Annotated in this window: 19 protein-coding genes; 9 read left to right on the forward strand and 10 right to left on the reverse strand. The window is 62.0% G+C overall.

What is annotated here, in order from left to right:
- Positions 1-62 precede the first annotated feature (62 nt).
- Complete coding sequence (locus HMPREF9465_RS02955; protein WP_005433972.1) at positions 63-2,207, forward strand: hypothetical protein; 2,145 nt, start codon at positions 63-65, stop codon at positions 2,205-2,207.
- A gap of 6 nt (positions 2,208-2,213) precedes the next feature.
- Here the strand turns inward: HMPREF9465_RS02955 and HMPREF9465_RS02960 are convergent, their stop codons facing one another.
- The 3 genes from HMPREF9465_RS02960 to HMPREF9465_RS02970 are packed head-to-tail and all read right to left on the reverse strand — an operon-like array spanning position 2,214 to position 3,592.
- A complete protein-coding gene (locus HMPREF9465_RS02960; RefSeq protein ID WP_369818381.1) occupies positions 2,214-2,492 on the reverse strand; it encodes a YfhL family 4Fe-4S dicluster ferredoxin in 279 nt (92 codons plus the stop codon).
- A gap of 12 nt (positions 2,493-2,504) precedes the next feature.
- On the reverse strand, positions 2,505-2,996 hold the full coding sequence (gene coaD / locus HMPREF9465_RS02965; protein ID WP_005433975.1) for a pantetheine-phosphate adenylyltransferase: 492 nt from the start codon (positions 2,994-2,996) through the stop codon (positions 2,505-2,507).
- On the reverse strand, positions 2,993-3,592 hold the full coding sequence (locus tag HMPREF9465_RS02970; RefSeq protein WP_196793845.1) for an RsmD family RNA methyltransferase: 600 nt from the start codon (positions 3,590-3,592) through the stop codon (positions 2,993-2,995). Before HMPREF9465_RS02970 ends, coaD begins: the two co-directional genes overlap by 4 nt.
- A 102-nt stretch (positions 3,593-3,694) precedes the next feature.
- Between HMPREF9465_RS02970 and ftsY the strand changes: the two genes are divergently transcribed.
- The 6 genes from ftsY to trmL all read left to right on the forward strand — a co-directional run bounded on the left by ftsY (position 3,695) and on the right by trmL (position 9,222).
- Complete coding sequence (gene ftsY / locus HMPREF9465_RS02975; protein WP_005433978.1) at positions 3,695-4,645, forward strand: signal recognition particle-docking protein FtsY; 951 nt, start codon at positions 3,695-3,697, stop codon at positions 4,643-4,645.
- A gap of 24 nt (positions 4,646-4,669) precedes the next feature.
- Positions 4,670-6,139: a Ppx/GppA phosphatase family protein gene (locus HMPREF9465_RS02980; RefSeq protein ID WP_005433979.1), complete on the forward strand. Its 1,470-nt coding sequence runs from the start codon at positions 4,670-4,672 to the stop codon at positions 6,137-6,139.
- Positions 6,140-6,147: 8 nt separating this feature from the next.
- On the forward strand, positions 6,148-6,825 hold the full coding sequence (locus tag HMPREF9465_RS02985) for a cell division ATP-binding protein FtsE (protein WP_005433981.1): 678 nt from the start codon (positions 6,148-6,150) through the stop codon (positions 6,823-6,825).
- Positions 6,822-7,712, forward strand: coding sequence for a cell division protein FtsX (locus HMPREF9465_RS02990; RefSeq protein ID WP_005433983.1), 891 nt, complete (start codon positions 6,822-6,824; stop codon positions 7,710-7,712). Before HMPREF9465_RS02985 ends, HMPREF9465_RS02990 begins: the two co-directional genes overlap by 4 nt.
- Before the next feature lie 104 nt (positions 7,713-7,816).
- Positions 7,817-8,743 carry an RNA polymerase sigma factor RpoH gene (gene rpoH, locus HMPREF9465_RS02995; RefSeq protein WP_005433985.1) on the forward strand — a complete coding sequence of 309 codons (927 nt, stop codon included), beginning with the start codon at positions 7,817-7,819 and terminating at the stop codon, positions 8,741-8,743.
- Between the two features lie 8 nt (positions 8,744-8,751).
- Entirely contained in the window at positions 8,752-9,222 is a 471-nt protein-coding gene (trmL, locus tag HMPREF9465_RS03000) for a tRNA (uridine(34)/cytosine(34)/5-carboxymethylaminomethyluridine(34)-2'-O)-methyltransferase TrmL (RefSeq protein WP_005433986.1), read from the forward strand.
- Between the two features lie 91 nt (positions 9,223-9,313).
- On the opposite strand, the gene HMPREF9465_RS03005 is transcribed toward trmL, so the two are convergent.
- The 3 genes from HMPREF9465_RS03005 to HMPREF9465_RS03015 all read right to left on the reverse strand — a co-directional run bounded on the left by HMPREF9465_RS03005 (position 9,314) and on the right by HMPREF9465_RS03015 (position 11,207).
- A complete protein-coding gene (locus HMPREF9465_RS03005) occupies positions 9,314-9,976 on the reverse strand; it encodes a response regulator (protein ID WP_038006433.1) in 663 nt (220 codons plus the stop codon).
- 204 nt (positions 9,977-10,180) lie between these two features.
- Complete coding sequence (gene secB / locus HMPREF9465_RS03010) at positions 10,181-10,693, reverse strand: protein-export chaperone SecB (RefSeq protein WP_005433990.1); 513 nt, start codon at positions 10,691-10,693, stop codon at positions 10,181-10,183.
- A 112-nt stretch (positions 10,694-10,805) separates the two neighbouring features.
- Positions 10,806-11,207 (reverse strand): rhodanese-like domain-containing protein, encoded by a 402-nt coding sequence (locus HMPREF9465_RS03015; protein WP_005433992.1) that lies wholly within the window; start codon positions 11,205-11,207, stop codon positions 10,806-10,808.
- A 207-nt stretch (positions 11,208-11,414) separates the two neighbouring features.
- On the opposite strand from HMPREF9465_RS03015, the gene HMPREF9465_RS03020 reads away from it, so the two are divergent.
- On the forward strand, positions 11,415-12,677 hold the full coding sequence (locus HMPREF9465_RS03020; RefSeq protein ID WP_005433994.1) for a murein hydrolase activator EnvC family protein: 1,263 nt from the start codon (positions 11,415-11,417) through the stop codon (positions 12,675-12,677).
- A 55-nt stretch (positions 12,678-12,732) separates the two neighbouring features.
- The gene (locus HMPREF9465_RS03025; protein WP_005433995.1) at positions 12,733-14,262 is read left to right on the forward strand and encodes a S41 family peptidase; all 1,530 of its coding nucleotides are present in this window, start codon (positions 12,733-12,735) and stop codon (positions 14,260-14,262) included.
- 70 nt (positions 14,263-14,332) lie between these two features.
- Here HMPREF9465_RS03025 and slmA read toward each other — a convergent pair whose 3' ends face one another.
- The 4 genes from slmA to dksA all read right to left on the reverse strand — a co-directional run bounded on the left by slmA (position 14,333) and on the right by dksA (position 18,023).
- Positions 14,333-14,944: a nucleoid occlusion factor SlmA gene (gene slmA / locus HMPREF9465_RS03030; RefSeq protein WP_005433996.1), complete on the reverse strand. Its 612-nt coding sequence runs from the start codon at positions 14,942-14,944 to the stop codon at positions 14,333-14,335.
- 45 nt (positions 14,945-14,989) lie between these two features.
- Positions 14,990-16,768, reverse strand: a complete 1,779-nt coding sequence (gene sppA, locus HMPREF9465_RS03035) for a signal peptide peptidase SppA (protein ID WP_005433998.1) — start codon at positions 16,766-16,768, stop codon at positions 14,990-14,992.
- On the reverse strand, positions 16,731-17,471 hold the full coding sequence (locus tag HMPREF9465_RS03040) for a pyrimidine 5'-nucleotidase (RefSeq protein ID WP_005434004.1): 741 nt from the start codon (positions 17,469-17,471) through the stop codon (positions 16,731-16,733). The genes sppA and HMPREF9465_RS03040 overlap by 38 nt, the downstream gene beginning before the upstream one ends.
- A gap of 132 nt (positions 17,472-17,603) precedes the next feature.
- Complete coding sequence (dksA, locus tag HMPREF9465_RS03045; protein ID WP_005434006.1) at positions 17,604-18,023, reverse strand: RNA polymerase-binding protein DksA; 420 nt, start codon at positions 18,021-18,023, stop codon at positions 17,604-17,606.
- Between the last annotated feature and the right edge of the window lie 119 nt (positions 18,024-18,142).

Genomic DNA, 18,142 nt, shown 5'->3' on the forward strand with positions numbered 1-18,142 from the left:
CCCGTCCCCATTTCTTTTGTGGCACACTTGTTCGCGCAAAGACTCAAAGAGAGGATTCCGCCATGCGCTATGTGCGCTCATTCCTGCTTGCCCTCACCACGCTCGCCTTCTTCCTGCTGGTGCTCGTCGCCGGCCTTTACGTCTTCATCACGCCCGAACGCGTCTCCGCCCGTCTGGCCAACACGCTCTCGCATCATCTCGGGCTGAAGATCGAAATGGCCAAACTGCACATCGACACCCGCCTGCCGAGCCTGAAGTTCACCGTCAAGGACGCCGTTCTCACCAGCGCCGACGGCGCCGTCCGCGGCAGCGTGCCCTCCGCCACGATCAGGCTTCATCCGCTTGCACTCTTCACGCGCAGCCCCCGCATCTCCGAGATCACGACCGCCGACGGCTCGCTCACCTTCGGCAACACGTCTCCCGAAGACGTTCGCGCCTGGATCGAAGGCACGGTCAAGCCGCTTGCCTTCAACGTCGACCACCTCGTCGTTCACAGGGGCGCCGTCTACTTCTCCGATCCCCTGACGGGACCCGAACCCTGGGCATACGTCAACAACGCCTCCGTCTCGATCAGCAACCTGAGCGAAGCGGGTGCCGCCTACAGCCTCAACGGCGTCATCAAGCTTCCCGAAATGCTCGGCAGCGCCGAACTCCGCGGCATCACCGACTGGTCCCGAGGCCTTCTTGAAGCCAGAACCGAACAGCTCGACGCCTCCTTCAAGGGTGAAGTCCGCGGCCGCCGCACCGAATTCGCAGGGCACGCTGACAGGATCGCACTGACGCGCGAAAACGCCTCGCTCTCCAATGTCGCCGCCTCCCTGAAGCGCGGTGAAGAGACGCTGCTCGAGCTTTCCTCCCCCGCCGTCACGCTCGACAGGCACACGCTTGACACCCCCGTCCTGACGACGGCCCTCACCGTCATGTCCCCCGAAGGCTCCCTGACCCTTTCCGCCTCCTCGGCCCTCAAAGCCGACTTCGGTGCACGTCGCCTCGAGGCTCCGTCCATCACGGTCGCCGCAAGCGAAAGGGCCGCAGGCGCAACGACCGCCTCGAATGCCGGCTCCCTTACGGGCAGCCTTCTCTGGAACGCCTCTTCGGGCGAGGGACGCGCCGAATTCGACGGCACTCTTCAGGGCACGCCCGTTACGCTGGACCTGTCCGTCTCGAACGCCGTGCCCTTCACGGCCGACCGTGCGTTCTTCCCGCACAAGTTTGCGGCAATCCCCCGTCTCACGGGACGCGTATCCCTTGGAGAAATCGCCCTCAAGACAGCCGTCGGCCTGATGTCCTCCGAAACGCTCCTCAAGGACGTCGAGTCGGCCGTGGACTTCAACGTCATGCTCAAGTCTCCCCATGCAGGCAGGCATGAAGCGACCGGACGTCTCATCACCGCCGCAGGCAAGGCCTACGTGGTCGACGGCAGCCTGAAGCTTCCCTCCGCGCCCGTTCCCTTCGACGCCGACCTTGCCGCAGACGGCACCTGGCACATCCGCAGCCAGTGGAGCGGCGTTGACGCAGGAGACCTTCTCCCCTCCATCCTGAGCGGTCCTCTCTCGGGATCGCTCGACGCCTCCGGGCAGCTCAAGGACGCCTCGAAGAGCGTCGCCGAAGTCAGGCTTGAGGCACGCGACGGCGAGTTCCTCGGCGCCGACCTCGAGCAGGCCTCGAAAATCATGCGTGAAGTCCAGCCCGAGGCCCTTCCCACAAGCGCCTTCCTGCGCGCAAGCCGCACGGCCTTCACCGCGCTATCCTGCGAACTCTCCCTCAACGGCGGCGCTTGGACCGTCAGGAACGGTTCGGCCGAAGGCTCGAACTGGAAGGCCGCCTTCACGGGCGCCTACGGACACATCGACGGCCGCGTCGACTTCACCACCGACAATGGCTCCGCCTTCTTCACGATGCCCGCCCGCATCCAGGCCGACCCCGTCCTCTGGACGCCAGACTGGACGGCCGCCCACGCCTCCGCCCGCGAACACGTCGGCGAGCTGCCCTGGACGGCCGGCAACTTCAAGGACCGCCTCCGTCAGGGACTTGAAAACTGGTGGAACAACCTCGATGCGTCCGAGCTGAAGCTCCCCGAATTCAACACCGAGGACTTCAGCCTCCCCGAGTTCAGGCTGCCCGACATCGAGCTTCCCGACTGGGCGAATGAATTCATCGGCAAAGAAAAGGCGCCGGAAAACTCCGACGCTCGCAACCCCGTCTGACGAACGTTACAAGCCCGTCACCTTCATCGCCGCCTCCACCCGCTTTCTGAGCTCGAGGCGGCGATGCTTTTCAAGCAGCATCTCCCTTGTTTCAGGACGGCGGGGATTGGGCACGATGCACTCGCTCACAGGGCAAAGCTCCCTGCACTTGGGCTCGTCAAAGAAGCCCGCGCACTCCGTGCAGCGGCCGCCGCGGATGCGAAAGACGCCGTTGTCCTCCACAATGGCCTCGTTGGGGCATTCCGGCAGGCAGACGCCGCAGGAAATGCATTCGTCAGTAATCATCAGCGCCATCATCTACTCCTTCTTGTCAGCGCATGCCTCAATCAGTGCCTCGAGCACCTCGGGCGTCACGAAGCGGGCCGCATCCTTCGGCGAGAGCTGTGCAATCTCCCTGACGAAGGTCCCACTCACGAACTGGTACTGATCCGAAGGCGTCAGAAAGATCGTCTCGACGTCCGGCATCAGCTGCCGGTTCATGCCAGCCATTTGAAATTCATACTCAAAGTCACTCACGGCCCTCGCGCCGCGAATAATCACGCCCGCACCGCAGGCGGCGACGAAGTCCTTGAGCAACCCGTCGAAGGGCTGCACCGTCACGTTTTCGAACTCCCTGCAGATCCCGCGGGCAAGAGCCACGCGGGTTTCGAGCGAAAGCATCGGACGCTTCTTGCGACTTTCCGCAACGCCCACCACCACATGATCGAAGATGCGGGAGGCGCGCCTCACGAGATCAACGTGCCCGTTCGTCATGGGATCGAACGTGCCCGGATAGACTGCCGTCGTCATTTCCTGCTCCTCTTCTCTTCCTTGGACAGGCGTACGAGCCCCGCCATGCCGCTTCCCGCTTTGGCAAGCAGCTCGAAGCGCACGGCGCCCGCACTGCCCGAGCGCACGCGGACGACGCCGAGGGACTCGAGCGCCTCGTCGGAGAGCAGCTCCGTCGGCGACTCCACGTAGAGAAGGCCCTCTTCCTTGAGCGCCCCGAGCGCGGCGCGTGCGGCCTTCACCTGCATGTCGAGACTGAAGGGCGGATCGATGAAGATCACGTCATAGCTTCGGGGCGCGTCCTGCAGAAAGCGGAAGGCATCGGCCACGCGCGCCTGCTTGTGATCGTCGGCACTGAGTCGCGTGAGCGCCTGGCGGATTCCCGCAATGCCCTGGCGATGGATATCAAGCCAGTCGACGTAATCCGCACCCCTGCTCGCGGCCTCCAGCCCCATGGCGCCGGAACCGGCAAACATGTCGAGCGCATCGCATCCCTCGAGGGTTCCGAAGAGGTGCGTGAGCCAGTCGAAGACGGTCTCCCTCACACGCTCGGAAGTGGGGCGAAGCCCTTCGGCACAAGCAACGGGAACGACGCTGCGCTTCCACTTGCCTGACACAATTCGTACGCTTCCCGCTCCCCGAACGGGCGCGGGCGTTGCTAAACTTGAGTTACTTGCGCCCAGGCGCCTTGAATTCTTTCGAACTGCCATTAGAGAAATATGACTGGATCTTCCGAGGGATGGTTTTCCCGATTAAAAAATGGTCTTGCCAGAACGCGCGTCAATATCGTCGGCCTGTTTTCGGGCGGCGTGATCGACGACGACTTTCTTGAAGAGCTCGAATACGCACTGATCACGGCCGACGTCGGCGTGCAGGCGTCGACTCGTATCCTACAACGTTTGCGCGACACCATTAAGCTCAAGGGCCTCAAAACGCAGGACGAAGTTCGCCTTGCACTTCGAGATGAAATCGCCCGCATGCTCGCGCCGGCGCAGCGCGAGCTCGACATCGAGCAGGCGCATCCCCTCGTCATCATGATGACGGGCGTCAACGGCGCAGGCAAGACCACCTCCATCGGCAAGATCTCCAAGTACCTGAGCCAGCGCGGCAAGAGCGTCCTACTCGCCGCAGGCGACACGTTCCGAGCCGCCGCCCGCGAACAGCTCGCCGTCTGGGGCGACCGCAACCAGATCGAAGTCATCGCCCAGCAGGGCGGCGATCCTGCCGCAGTCGTCTTCGACGCCGTGAGCGCAGGCAAGGCGCGCGGCACCGACGTCGTCATCGCCGACACCGCCGGCCGCCTGCCCACCCAGATCAACCTCATGGAAGAGTTGCGCCGAATCCGCCGCGCCCAGGACAAGGCCATGACCGGCGCTCCGCACGAGGCGATTCTCGTCGTCGACGGCACCAATGGTCAGAACGCGCTTACCCAGGTGAAGGCCTTCGACGCCGCGGTCGGCCTGACCGGCCTCATCGTCACGAAACTCGACGGCACCGCCAAGGGCGGCGTGCTCGTCGCCATTACACAAATGCGTCCCGAAAATCCCCTGCCGATCTACTTCATCGGCGTGGGCGAAGCCATCGACGACCTGCAGCCCTTCAATGCGGTGCAGTTCGCCAATGCGCTCGTCGGACTCGATCCCAACACTCCCGCTACAGCCCCGGAATAATCAATTAAAAATGGAGCACACAAGATGCTTTTAGGTGCAGTTGATCTTGGAAGCAACAGCTTCCGCGTAGAGATCGGCCGTGTTGACGGCGACCGCATCGTCACTCAGAGCTACTGGAAGGAAACCATTCGCATGGCCGCGGGCTTCGACAAGAACGGAGCCCTCACGCCCGAGATGCAGGAGAAGGCACTCGCCGCACTGAGCCGCTTCCACGAAAAGCTCGCAGGCCTTCCCGCCACCCAGGTGCGTGCCGTCGGCACGCAGGCGTTGCGCGAGGCCGCGAACTCCTCCGAATTCCTTCCCAAGGCTGAAGCTGCGCTCGGCTATCCCATCGGCATTCTGAGCGGCCACGAAGAGGCCCGCCTCGTCTTCAAGGGCTGTGCACGCACGTTGCCCCCGTCCGACAAGCGCCGTCTCGTCGTCGACATCGGCGGCGCGAGTACGGAGTTCGTCGTCGGCCAGGACCTTGAGGCCCAGGAATACGAGAGCTACCACGTCGGCTGCGTGAACACGTCGATGAAGTTCTTCGCCGACGGCGTCATCACCGCCGAAAAGCTCGACAAGGCAATCGTCGCCTGCTGCGCCGAGTTCAGCGAAGGCGAGCACAAGTTCAACGACACCAAGTTCGACGAAGCCTACGGCTCCGCCGGCACCTTCGGCGCCGTTTCCGACATCTGCGTTGCGCAGGGCTGGAGCGACGGCGAAGTCACGCCCGAGCATCTTGAAAAGATCCGCGCGCTTCTGCTTCGCGCCGGGAACATCAACAACATCCAGTTCCCCGGCCTCAAGCCCGACCGCCGCGAAGTCATCGCTGGCGGCTATGCCGTCCTCACCGCCGTCTACCGCACCGCAGGCATCAAGTCCATGCGTCCCGCCAGCGGCGCCCTTCGCGTGGGTCTTCTCTACGAACAGCTCGGCATCGTCCAGAACCGCGACACCCGCGACATCAGCGTCGACGCGATCATCCGCACCTGCGGCGTGTCCCGCGAGCAAGCCGACATCGTCGCAGGCTACGCCGTTGAATTCCTCCGCATGCTCGACCCCGGCATCGATCCCGCCGCCCTCAAGCGCCTGCGCTGGGCCGCGCTCATGCATGAAGTCGGCACGACGATCTCGACGAGCCGCTACCACCGCCACGGCGAATACATCGTGAGCAATGCGGACCTGCCCGGATTCACGCGCACCGACCAGCAGTACATGGCTAAGCTGATCCTCGCCCAGCGAGGCGGCCTCGGCAAGGCCGAAGACTTCCTCAAGTCCCAAGCCAACACCCGTCAGGTGCTCGCCATGCGCCTTGCCGTCATCTTCGCGCATGCCCGCAAGCCCGCGCCGCTTCCGCTCATCACGATCACCCGCAGCCTCAACAACTCGGTGCTCAACATCGCCATCGACCGCACCTGGCTTGAACAGCATCCCCTCACCGCCTACATGCTTCAGCAGGAGGCGGATGACTGGAAGAAGGTCGGCCGCGTGATCACCGTGACCACCTTCTGAGAGGTCTCATGTCCGAAACCGAAGCACCCCTCCTGCAGCTGAACGGCGTGAGCGTCGTCTACGACGGTCATGCCGTCATCGACGACCTCAGTCTTGAAGTCGGACGCGGCGAATTCGTCGTCATTCACGGCAGCACGGGGTGCGGCAAAAGCACCATCCTCAGGCTCTTCGCCGGTCTCATCGACCCGACGAAGGGCGAAGTCGTCGTTGCGGGAGACCGCATTGACGAGTTCGACGAGGCCCAGCGCCGATGGCTCAGGCGCTCCATGGGCCTCATGATGCAGGAGGAGCTTCTACTTGAGGACAGGACCGTTCTCGAAAACGTCATGTTGCCTGCGCTCGCAGCGGACGAAACGGCACAGGAAGCGCGCCGCAGGGCGCTTCTGGCCCTCAACAAGTGCGGCGCCGCTGATCTCGCCGACCTTCGTCCCTCGAGCCTCTCAGCTGGCCAACGCCAGATCGCCTGTCTGGCCCGCGCCGTCGTCAACCGTCCCGTGCTCATCCTTGCCGACGAGCCCGCGACGCACCTCGACAAGACGAACGCCCAGACGCTCATCAACCTTCTGAGCGCCTTTGCCCTCGCGGGCGTCACCGTCGTCGCCGCCACGCACCAGCATCTGACGCCGGAGGGCTGCCGTTCGCGCGAAATCACGCTCTCCGCGTCCAACAGGGGAGGCGCCGCATGAGCTACGCCTCCTCGCGCGCCTGGGCGCTCAAGGAAACCTTCAGGGGCTTCCGCCAGAACTTCAGCCTCTTCTCGCTCGCGACCTTCCTGTCGGCGCTTGCGCTTTCCATTCCGCTCTTCATCTCGACGATCTTCTACGAGCTCGCCGAGCCCATCAGGCAGATTCCGACTTCCGTCGAAATCACCGTCTTCACGAAGTCGGGCACGGACATGGAGAAGCTCTCCAAAGCCGTGGCCGAAATCGAAACCATCGAGCGCGTCTCGCTCGTGCCCAAGGACGAGGCCATCCGAAGCCTGAATGAACATCTCGGGCTCAAGGACAAGGCGGTCAAGCACAATCCCCTTCCCGACATCCTGATCGCCACCGTCAGCAGCAGCACCTCGCCCGCAGGCGTCGACGCCGCCGCAGGCCGCATCGAAAAGATCGAGGGCGTGGACATGCTCGCCTACGAGACCGACTGGCGCGAAAAGCTCGACGCGCTCTCCAACGCGGCGCGTCTTGGCCTCCTCTGCCTCGGCATCGTCGTGCTCACGCTCGTCATGCTGGTTGTCGCCGCCTCCATCAGGCTCACGACTCTTTCCGTTCAGCCGCAGATGAAGGCCCTCTATCTTTTCGGCGCCTCTCCGTCCTTCGCCATGCGTCCGATCGCCTGGCGCGGCTTCATCCTGATGATGTCGGCAAGCCTCGGCGCCATTGCCATCACGTACGCAGGCCTCGCAGTCCTCGGCCACCCGATAGCCACCGTCGCCCGCCTCTACGAGGTCGAGCTCGCGCTTGCGCTTCCTCCCGTCGACTGGTGCGCTGGCTTCGTGATCATCTGCAGCCTGATCGGCTACATCATCGCCCTTCTTTCGGCTCAGGACGCCTGGCGAAAGGCCCGCCGCTGACCCTGTTTCGAGAGACCGAGCATACGTTTTTTTTCCGGATTGGGCGCGCCGATCGGTGCTACCATACAGTCTTTTCCGAATTTTCGGCTCCGACTCACCCACAAATGACTGAGAAACCCAAAGGCACAGCCCTCGTCGCATACAAGGCACCCTCCGTACCGGCGCTCGTCGGTCCGCTCGGAGACCTCGAAGCCTTCATGCACGCAGCCGAGCGTGCTCCGATCCTGACGCCCGAGGAGGAACGGTCCCTGGCCGTCCGTCTTCGCGACGACGGTGACGTGGAGGCCGCCCAGCGGCTCATTCTCAGCCATCTCCGCCTGGTCATCTCGATCGCCCGAGGCTTTCTCGGATACGGCCTGCCCTATGCGGACCTCATTCAGGAAGGCAACATCGGCCTCATGAAGGCCATCCGCCACTACGATCCGGACCGCGGCGCTCGCCTGATGACCTTTGCCGTGCACTGGATCCGCTCGGAAATTCAGGAATACATCATCCGCAACTGGCGAATCGTCAAGCTCGCCACCACGAAGAACCAGCGCAAGCTCTTCTTCAATCTGCGCCAGATGAAGGAGGATCCTCAGACGGCCCTCACCAACAGTCAGGCCGAACACATCGCGCTCGCGCTCGACGTCAAGCCCAAGGAGGTCCTCGAGATGGAGGAGCGCCTCTACGGTCAGGAGACGAGCCTCGACACGCCTTCGAACGCCGACGACGATTCCGACAACGCGTTCACCCCGTCCGACTGGCTCACGCGCGAAAGCGACGAACCCGAAGCCATCCTCGAGGAAAAGGAGCACCAGCGCCTTGAAGGCGAAGGCCTGCAGATGGCCCTGCGCTCGCTCGACGAGCGCAGCCGCCGCATCATCACGGCCCGCTACCTGAATCTCGACAAGGAAGGCAACAGCAAGGCCGTCACGCTGCAGGAACTTGCCAACGAGTTCGGCGTCTCGGCAGAGCGCATCCGCCAGATCGAGAAGCTCGCCATCCAGAAGATGCGTCAGACTCTTGAGCAGGCCCACTATTCGGAATAGTCTCCAACATGTTCAACGTCGTTCTGGTTCATCCCGAAATTCCGCCCAACACGGGCAACGTCATCCGCCTCTGCGCCAACACGGGCTGCACGCTTCACCTTGTGAAGCCGCTCGGTTTCTCCCTTGACGACAAGCACATGAAGCGCGCGGGGCTCGACTATCACGAGTACGCGACGATCCGCATCCACGAATCGTGGGAGGCGTTTCTCGAGTCCGAGCATCCCGACGTCTCCTGCATGTACGCCATGACGACGCACGGCTCGCATCCGTTTGCGGACTCGAGCTTTACGCCGGGCGACTGGTTCGTCTTCGGCTGCGAAGGCTCCGGCCTTCCCGAAGGCATCCGCAACTCCTTCCCCGAGGCGCAGCGCATCCGCCTGCCTATGCGGCCGAAGAACCGCAGCCTCAACCTGAGCAATGCCGTTGCCGTCACCGTCTTTGAGGCATGGCGTCAGAACGGCTACGACGGCGGCATCTGAACCCGCCGTCCAAGAATCGGACAAGAAAAAAGGGCATCCCACGCGGGCGCCCTTTCTCTTGAGCGGTACAGCAGGCGTCAGCCTGCCTGCATCAGTCGAGTTCCTTGTCGAGACCGTGCTCGACCGCGTAGATGGCGGCCTGAACACGGCTCGAAAGGCCTAGCTTGCGCAGGCAGCTCTGAACATGGACCTTGACCGTGCTTTCGGCAAGATTCATGGCGCGGGCGATCTCCTTGTTGGAGACGCCGCGGGCAAGCCAGGCGAGCGTTTGGCGTTCGCGACGCGTGAGCGCCGTCATTTCCATGTCCTGCGCGTTACGCGGTTCAGGATCGGCAAAGCGGTTGACGAACTTCGTCATCATCTGCGGCGCAATGATGCTTTCGCCGTTGTAGGCGGAGCGAATGGCGCGAAGCAGGTAGTCCTGATCGATCTTCTTGAGCAGATAACCGCGGGCGCCCAGACGCAGGCATTCCGCGAGGGTCTCGCAGTCCTCGCTCACCGTGAGCATCAGAACCGCCAGGCCGGGATGGGATTCATGGATCTGGGCCATGGCCTCGCAGCCGTTCATGCTCGGCATGTCCACGTCAAGCAGAACAACGTCAGGATCCAGCTGTTCGACAAGCTTGACGCCTTCCAGACCGTCGCTGGCCTCGCCAATCACCTCGAAGTCAGGCTGCCTCTGAAGAAGGGCCTTGACACCGCTGCGAAACAGCGTGTGGTCATCGACCAAAATAATGCGGATGCTTTGAGTCATTTTTTTCAATCCCGAGAGCGGCTCCGACTCAAATGCGGCAAGGCGGGGCTGCTTGGCAAATTCGGAGTCGAACAATTTTTGAACAGTCTTTCCATTGTACCAACATCACCCGCCGCATTTTGCTTAAGAACGCCTGCTCGCCAACACCTGAAAAAACGAAAGGCAGCCCGAAGGCTGCCTTTCGCCGGCGAATCAAAGTACCAATCAGGCCTGAGCGGCGCCTTCGGCTTCAGCCTGAGCCTGGGCGAGACGCTGCTGGTAAAGAACTTCAAAGTTCACTTCAGGCAGATGGACCGGCGGAACATTGGCGCGGTTCATCAGGTCGGCGAGGTTGGCGCGGAGGTACGGATAGACCATGGCCGGGCAGACGACATTCGTGACATGCTGCAGGGCCTCGACCGGAATGCCGTGGATGGCGAAAAGACCAGACTGCGTGCCTTCGACGAGGATAATCACCTTGTCGGCGGCCTTGACCGTGATGGTGCCGCGGACGGTCACGTCGTAAAGGGCTTCGGCAACCGTCTTCTGGCTGACTTCAAACTTGATGTCGACCTGCGGCTGTTCCTGCTGGGCCTGCAGAAGGATTTCAGGAGCATGCGGCATTTCAAGGGAGGCGTCCTTGAGGTAGCAGCGCTGAAGCTGGAACACGGGTTCCGGAGCGGCTTCCTGCTGGGGCTGCTGATTATCCTGATGCTGGGCGTTTTCGTTTTCTGCCATTTTGGATTCCTTGCCCGGCGGCCTCGCGGGCAACCGGAATTAAACAACTGACGAGAATGCCCGGCGAACCCTTTCGTCAGGCACTTTATTTGGATATGGGGATGATTTCGAATTATTCAAGCGGCATCTTGGCCTGCAGCCAGCCGACGATGCCTCGCTCGAGGATGGTCACCCGTTGGAAGCCCACGCCGCGAAGCAGTCGGGCGACGGGACGGGAGCCCGCGCCGGTCTGGTCAACGAGGATCACGGGGCGCTCGCGCTTGAGCTTGCCGAATTCGTTCTGGATCTGGTCGGCGGGAATGTTGCGGCTGTTGGCGATGTGTCCCTTCGCGAAGTCGGCCGCCTTGCGGACGTCGACGATCTGGGCACCCTGGCGATTGATGAGCTCGGTCGCCTGAGCGGGCGAGACTTCGGGAGCGTAGCGGCGGGTGTTGATGACGGGAATGAGAAGACCGAGGACGGAAACCGCGATCACGACGATCAGCAGGCTGTTGTCAATGAGAAACTGCGACATGTTTATTGCGTTCGATTATGGATCGGAAGCCCCCTGATCCCCGCACTCTGACGAGTGCCGCCGGAGCAGAGGCGAATCCAATGATTGTAGACGAGATGCACACTCATCGGGCTCTTTTGCCGCTATGATGAGCATCATGGAAAGCGCGAACTTTCCTTTTGTTTTGCTTTTGTTTTTGCCTAGCCGATCCACGCCGTACTTCGCACCGTGAAGCCCTTCCGTCTGAAATTCCTCTGCACCGCCTGCCTTGCCGGCGCATTGTGGCTCTCCCCGATGCACGACGGCTCGGACGCGCTTGCCGCCTCCGCCCAGCAGAAGGCTGCCCAGGAAAAGAAGCGCGTCGAGGGCCAGCGCGCCAACATCGAGCAGAAGCTGCAGAGCCTGCAGGCCGAGCTCGATGCACGCGAAGCGCGCAGCGAGGAGGCCAGCCAGGCGCTCAAGACCGCCGATCAGGCCATCTCGCAGGCCAACCGAAAGCTTCGCGACCTTCGCGAGGAAAAGCGCGGGGTCGAGGACGAGCTAGCCAAGCTCCGCAAGAGCGGCAACAACGTGGCCGACAATCTCAAGGACGCTGAAAACACCGTCGCCCAGATCGCCAAGGCTCAGTACATCAACAGCAGGCGAAGCCACTGGCAGAACCTGATCGGAGGCATCAACCCGAGCACGCTCGCCAGTGACAAGGGCAAGCTCGAGTATCTGGCCCGCACGCAGCAGGCGGCTATCGACGATCTTGAAGAGCGTCAGAGCAACATCCGCAACCTCTCCGAAAAACACCTCAAGCAGCACCACGAGCTCGCACGCATCCAACAGGAGGAGGAAAAGGAGCGCAAGTCCCTTCTCAAGGAGAAGCAGGAGCGCCAGCAAGCCTACGGCAAGCTTCAGTCCGAGATCAAGTCGCGTCAGGCCCGCATCGACAAGCTCAAGAAGGATCAGGCGCGCCTGAGTTCACTTGTGGCCGCAATCGACGCGCGCCTCGAAAAGGAACGCCGTCAGGCGGAGCAGGTCGCCAAAAAGCAGGCCATCCGCCCGCCGTCCAAAAAGCAGAACGCCTCCTATGCGCCGCAGGTCGGCAGCTTCGGCAAGCTCAAGGGACGCCTGACCCGTCCCGTCAAGGGCACCGTGGTCGGCCGCTTCGGCACCGAGCGTCAGGATCAGCCGGGCACCACCTGGCAGGGCATGCAGTTCCGGGCACAGGAAGGCTCGGAGGTTTCCGCCTGCGCAGCCGGCAAGGTCGTCTTCTCCGACTGGCTTCGCGGCTTCGGCAACCTCATCATCATCGACCACGGCAATACATATATGTCGATTTATGGCAACAATGAATCGATCTTCACGAACGTGGGCGACACCGTCAAACAAGGCGAAACAATTAGTTCCGTAGGCATTTCGGGAGGCCTTGGCGAGCCGGGCTTATACTTTGAGCTCCGCTACAAGGGCAAGCCGATCAATCCCCAGCCCTGGCTGAAACCGTAACCCATCCCGCCCCATGAGGAAGCCCTCCTCTCCAGTCGGGCACCTAAAAATCATCATGCACAAGCTTCGATCCGTCACCCTGCTGTGCGCAGGCATCTGCGCCGGCGTCCTCTCCACCGTCGGCATTACCGCGTACGCCGAAAAACAGTCGGCCGCGCCCCTGCCCCTTGCAGAGATCCGCCAGTTCACGAGCGCCTTCAATGCGATCAAGGACTTCTACGTTGACGACGTCTCAGACGCCAAGCTCCTTCAGTCCGCCGTCGACGGCATGGTGAGCGGTCTCGATCCTCACTCGAGCTTCCTCGACGTCGAGGGCTACAAGGACATGACTGAAAGCACTCAGGGCTCCTTCGGCGGCCTCGGGCTTGAAGTGACGAAGGACCCCGCGGGCGTTCGCGTCATCTCCCCGATCGACGACACGCCCGCCGCACGCGCAGGCATGCGTGCAGGCGACATCATCACGCGCATCGACGGCAAGTCGGTAGCGGACATGTCCCTCAATGCGGCCGTCAAGCTCATGCGCGGTCAGCCCAACACCAAGATCGAGCTCGTCGTGGCCCGCAAAGGCGCCAACAAGCCGCTCAACTTCTCGCTCGTCCGAGCCCTCATCAAGACGCAGTCCGTCAAAATGAAGAAGCTCGACGAAAAGGTGGGCTACATCCGCATCTCACAGTTCCAGGAGCGCACGGCCGAGGATCTCTCGAAGTATCTCGACGAACTGGCCAAGGACGGTCATCTCGAAGGCCTCGTGCTTGACCTGCGCAACGACCCGGGCGGCCTGCTCCAGGCAGCCATCGGCGTCTCCGCCGCCTTCCTGCCGAAGGGCTCCGACGTTGTTTCCACGAAGGGACGTCAGGCGCAGTCCGACTACACCTTCAAGGCGGTCGAAGCCGACTACCGCGCGGGCAACGCCGTCAGGGCGCTCTCCGGCCTGACGCCTGTCGCAAAGAAGGTGCCCATCGTCGTCCTGATCAACTCCTCGTCCGCCTCCGCCTCCGAAATCGTGGCGGGCGCCCTGCAGGACCACAAGCGCGCGACCATCATGGGCGACCGCTCCTTCGGCAAGGGCTCCGTGCAGACCATCATGCCGATGAAGTTCGGAGACAAGACCGTCGCCGTGAAGCTCACGACAGCACGCTACTACACGCCGTCGGGCCGCTCGATTCAGGCCAAGGGCATCATCCCCGACATCTATGTCGACGACACTCCGAAGGGCAACTACCCCTCCTTCCAGATCCGCGAGGCCGACCTCACGCACCACCTGATCAATCAGGATGAAAATAAGGATGAGAAGGACCTGCTCAAGGATCTGCCCTACGATGACGAGGAAGGCGAAATCCCCGACTACCAGTACATGTTCGGCGACGACAAGGACTGGCAGCTCCAGCAGGCCGTCAATTTCCTCAAGAACAAGCCCGTGGCCGAATCCAAGTACCGCGGCAAGTCCCGCGACCTGGTGAAGAAGCTCAAGGCCGAAGCGGCGGCCGAAAAGCTCAAGGCTGATCGAGCCAAGGCCTCCAAGATGGAGAAGAAGGCCGAGGACGCCAAAGCTGACAAAGCTGAAGACGCCAAGACCGAAAACTAAGTCGCACTGACCAAAAAAGGAGGCCGCGAAACTATCCGCGACCTCCTTTTTCCATCTTCTGTCTCCCTGCTCAAGGCTTCAAGAAGAGCTCCGTATCGGAGCTGCTCTTGAGCCCGGGGCGCACCTTGAAGCCCGTCAGCACAAAACGCTGCCACTGGCCGAGCACGGACGCCATCAGGAGGGACGCCCTGCCGGACGCATCGAAATCGGCAGGAAGCGCACCTTCGGCAACGGCCGTGCGGTAACTCAGCTTCAGCCCCGCCTCAAGGGCGAGATGCAGTCGGCTGACGCGTTCGATGAGCCTGGGATCCTCGTAGATGAGAACCTGCCCCGTCATGACTCGCGTGATGCCGGGATTGGCGTCGGCAAACTGCAGCATCACATTCACGCTGGCCCTCACCTGATCGAGGCCGGACATGCCCTCCGACGCACGGATCTGCCCCGTCAGCCCCATCAGGCTTTCCTCGGCAAAATCGATCAGTGAGTCAAACATGTCCGCCTTGTTCTTGAAGTAGCGGTAAAGAAGGCCCTCGCTGATGTCCATCACCTCGGCAATGCGCGCTGTGGTGATCTTTTCAAGCGTTGCTTCGTTGAGCATGCCTGCAAGGTGCTGCAGGACTTTCTGGCGGCGCTCTCCCTTCGTGCGTCGATGGGAGAGCGTAACTTCGACGGCATCCGTCATGATGTTCTTTCTTCTACAGTGCTGAAGTCTCGGGAAAGCGTAAGTTTACAGCGTCGGCTCGAACGGAGCCCAGGCCAGCGGTCGGTTCGACTGAGCGGCAAGCGCATCAAGCGCCTGCCTCACCTCGAGGACCTTTCCCACGGCCGCCCCCGCCCTGCTCTGCAGGAACGCACGCAGCGCCCCCCGCCAGGACGTGTCGACAGGCTCCCACAGCACGGATGCAGTTTCGGCCGGCAGCTTCGCCTCACGGCACGCAAGCTTCAGGGCCTCATCCATTCCGCCCTGAGCATCCGCCAGACCGAACTTGACGGCCTGAGCACCCGTCCAGACGCGGCCTTGGGCGACGCGCTCGACCTCCTCAACGGACATGCCGCGGGACTCGGCCACCAGCTTCTTGAAGTCCGCGTACGTACGGCTTACGCCTCCCTCGATGAGTCTGCGTTCCACATCGCCGGGCGCCGCAGCAGGATTGCCGAAGTCCGCAAGCGGCGTCGTGCGGTAGCCGCCGCGTCCCACCTTCAGCTCCTCACGAAGTCCCTCGGCGTGCACGCTCATCGCAAAGACGCCGATCGAGCCCGTGATGGAAAGCGGATCCGCCACAATGCGGTCCCCCGCCGTGGCGATCCAGTAGCCGCCGGAAGCCGCGGTGTCGCCCATCGAGATGATGACAGGGTTCCCCGTCTTCTTCTTGTACTCAACCAGACGAGCACGAATCAGTTCCGCCGCAACCGCATCACCGCCGAGACTGTTGACGCGCACGACGAGGGCCTTGACCTTGGGATCCTCCTGAATTTCATCGATCACGCCATTGATGCCGTCGGGCGTCATGCCACCAAGCTCGGGCATGCCCGTGATCTCACCCTCCGCAATGAGGACGGCCACTGTGTCTCCCGCAGAAACGGTCTCTGTCGCGGCCAGATAGGCCGTGGCGTCAATGGCCTTGAGGTCCTTCACCTGACCGCCTGCATACTTGTCGGCAAGCTTCTGAAGATAGGCATCTCGCGTCTCAAGCTCGTCGATGAGTCCCGCCTCCCTGAAGAAAACGGAGAGCGACTTTTCCGCCGTTCCGTCCTTCGCAATCCCGGCGATGAACTTCTCGACCGTGCCGTTGACCAGACCACGACGAGCCTCGAGACGGCTCACAAGCCCCGCCCAAGCGTCGTCCATGTAACTCTTCTGGGCTGCAAGACTTTCCGCCGAAGGCCTGCCCGACGTAAAGATCTCGGGAGCGCTCTTGAAGGCGCCCGCCTTGTGCACCTCGACCTCAAGCCCCGCAGCGTTCAGAAGCGGTCCCCAGTAGAACGTCGTGGCGGAAAGCCCCTTGACGATGGCATCCCCCATCGGATGAATGCCGACGTGATCGGCATGCGCCGCGACCAGATACTGCGGTTGCGTGTACGAAATACTCCATGTCCAGACCTGATGCCCGCTCGTCTGACGATAGCGGTCAATCGCGGCTCCGATTTCACGAATGGAGGCCATGCCCGCTCCCGCCAGATCGTCGACACGAAGCACGACGCCCGCGATGCGGTCGTCATGCGCCGCCCTGTCGAGCGCATCAACGACGTCCGCAAGCCTCGTATTCTCTTCAAAGGAATCCTGCCCGAACATGGACAGCATGAACGACGGCTCTGCAGGACCGCTCTCCTTCACTTCTCCGACCAGGTCAATGCGAAGAAGCGTTCCCTTGGGCAGGTTCGGCGCCTCCGAGGCCACCCAGAAGACGACCGCCAGCGTGACGAGCGTCAGGAGAAAGAGAAGGTTCACCAGAAGACGGCGTACCCCGTCAAGCAGCGCATAGGCTGCGGCGATGCGTGAGAACATTCAAACACCCATTGCTAAAAATTCTGTCGTCCGGCGTTCCGAACTGAAGGCGGGAAAGCTCCCTGATGTGCCCGATCGTAAAGTCCGCACAGGGACGCACGATGCGGTTGGCAAGCTTGCCGTTCTTCTTGCGGTACCCCGTGCACCAGACCGTCCGGATCCCCTCGGCGTGCGCAGCCATGAGGTTCATCGGACTGTCGTCAACAAAGACCGTGTCGGCGGGAGAAACGCCCCAGCGCCGGCACGTCATCAGAAACATCAGGCGACTCGGCTTCGGACGCCATTGGCCCAGCGCATGCATGTCAGTGCTGGCCACCAGGCCGTCCACAACATGGTCAAGCTCCAGCGCTTCAAGCACGGCCCGGGCATAGTTGCGCGGACCGTTCGTAAAGACGACCTTGCGTCCGGGAAGCCTCTTCACGTCCTCTGCGGGACATCCACTGAATTGGATGTAGAGACGCGGATCAAAATCGTGCGCAAAGCTCAGGAAGTCCCGGGGATCGATGCCATGATGCCTCCAGAGCCCCAGGAACGTGGCGCCGTAAACGCTCCAGTAGTGCCGGCGAAGAGCCGAAGCCTCCTCCCATTCCATGCCGAGCTCTCTGCACATGTATTCGTTCATCAGCAGATGAATCTTGTGGAGCATGCCGCCCGACGCCTCAAAGAGCGTGTCATCGAGATCAAATAGCCACAACTTCGGCATAGGTTCCCTTCTGTTCGAGTCGCAAATACAAAAAAACTCGGCAACCGTCCGTCATTTTACGGACAACGATTGCCGAGTTCATGGGAGCGCCCGGGTTTCGGGCGCATCCAGCAGGGTTGACTCCCCGCAGCATCAGTCTCCGTAGAGCTTCTGCTTGAGTTCGCGACGCTGCTGGGCCTCGAGAGAAAGCGTGGCGGTCGGGCGGGCGAGCAGACGGGCGACGCCGATGGGATCACCGGTTTCCTCGCAATAGCCGTATTCGCCGTCGTCGATGCGCTTGATCGCAGCCTGAACCTTCTTCAGAAGCTTGCGCTCGCGGTCACGGGTACGCAGTTCAAGCGCGTGCTCCTCTTCGATCGTGGCGCGGTCGGCCGGATCGGGCACAACCGTCGTTTCGCGAAGATTCACCGTCGTCTGATCAGCATTTGCACGAAGCTCCGCTTCCATCGTCTGAAGGCGGTTCTTGAAAAATGCAAGCTGGCGCTCATCCATGTAGTCGTCTTCCGACATCTTCAGGAGCTCGTCAACCGTCAAAAGTTTAGTCGTGCCCATAACTTCTCGTCTTTGTATTTAGATTGGCATTGTGTGGCCGAACAAAGCGGTGCGGCCGTCAGAAATATGGCTTTATACAGGAAAACTAGACCCTTTGCCAACTGCCCAAGGCCGTTTTA

The sequence above is a fragment of the Sutterella wadsworthensis 2_1_59BFAA genome (assembly GCF_000297775.1).
Lineage (GTDB): Bacteria > Pseudomonadota > Gammaproteobacteria > Burkholderiales > Burkholderiaceae_F > Sutterella > Sutterella wadsworthensis_A.

Coding starts and splice junctions, on each gene's coding strand:
- HMPREF9465_RS02955 (WP_005433972.1), top strand. CDS start 63: ATGCGCTATGTGCGCTCATTCCTGCTTGCCCTCACCACGCTCGCCTTC.
- HMPREF9465_RS02960 (WP_369818381.1), bottom strand. CDS start 2,492: ATGATTACTGACGAATGCATTTCCTGCGGCGTCTGCCTGCCGGAATGC.
- coaD (WP_005433975.1), bottom strand. CDS start 2,996: ATGACGACGGCAGTCTATCCGGGCACGTTCGATCCCATGACGAACGGG.
- ftsY (WP_005433978.1), top strand. CDS start 3,695: ATGACTGGATCTTCCGAGGGATGGTTTTCCCGATTAAAAAATGGTCTT.
- HMPREF9465_RS02980 (WP_005433979.1), top strand. CDS start 4,670: ATGCTTTTAGGTGCAGTTGATCTTGGAAGCAACAGCTTCCGCGTAGAG.
- HMPREF9465_RS02985 (WP_005433981.1), top strand. CDS start 6,148: ATGTCCGAAACCGAAGCACCCCTCCTGCAGCTGAACGGCGTGAGCGTC.
- HMPREF9465_RS02990 (WP_005433983.1), top strand. CDS start 6,822: ATGAGCTACGCCTCCTCGCGCGCCTGGGCGCTCAAGGAAACCTTCAGG.
- rpoH (WP_005433985.1), top strand. CDS start 7,817: ATGACTGAGAAACCCAAAGGCACAGCCCTCGTCGCATACAAGGCACCC.
- trmL (WP_005433986.1), top strand. CDS start 8,752: ATGTTCAACGTCGTTCTGGTTCATCCCGAAATTCCGCCCAACACGGGC.
- HMPREF9465_RS03005 (WP_038006433.1), bottom strand. CDS start 9,976: ATGACTCAAAGCATCCGCATTATTTTGGTCGATGACCACACGCTGTTT.
- secB (WP_005433990.1), bottom strand. CDS start 10,693: ATGGCAGAAAACGAAAACGCCCAGCATCAGGATAATCAGCAGCCCCAG.
- HMPREF9465_RS03015 (WP_005433992.1), bottom strand. CDS start 11,207: ATGTCGCAGTTTCTCATTGACAACAGCCTGCTGATCGTCGTGATCGCG.
- HMPREF9465_RS03025 (WP_005433995.1), top strand. CDS start 12,733: ATGCACAAGCTTCGATCCGTCACCCTGCTGTGCGCAGGCATCTGCGCC.
- slmA (WP_005433996.1), bottom strand. CDS start 14,944: ATGACGGATGCCGTCGAAGTTACGCTCTCCCATCGACGCACGAAGGGA.
- sppA (WP_005433998.1), bottom strand. CDS start 16,768: ATGTTCTCACGCATCGCCGCAGCCTATGCGCTGCTTGACGGGGTACGC.
- HMPREF9465_RS03040 (WP_005434004.1), bottom strand. CDS start 17,471: ATGCCGAAGTTGTGGCTATTTGATCTCGATGACACGCTCTTTGAGGCG.
- dksA (WP_005434006.1), bottom strand. CDS start 18,023: ATGGGCACGACTAAACTTTTGACGGTTGACGAGCTCCTGAAGATGTCG.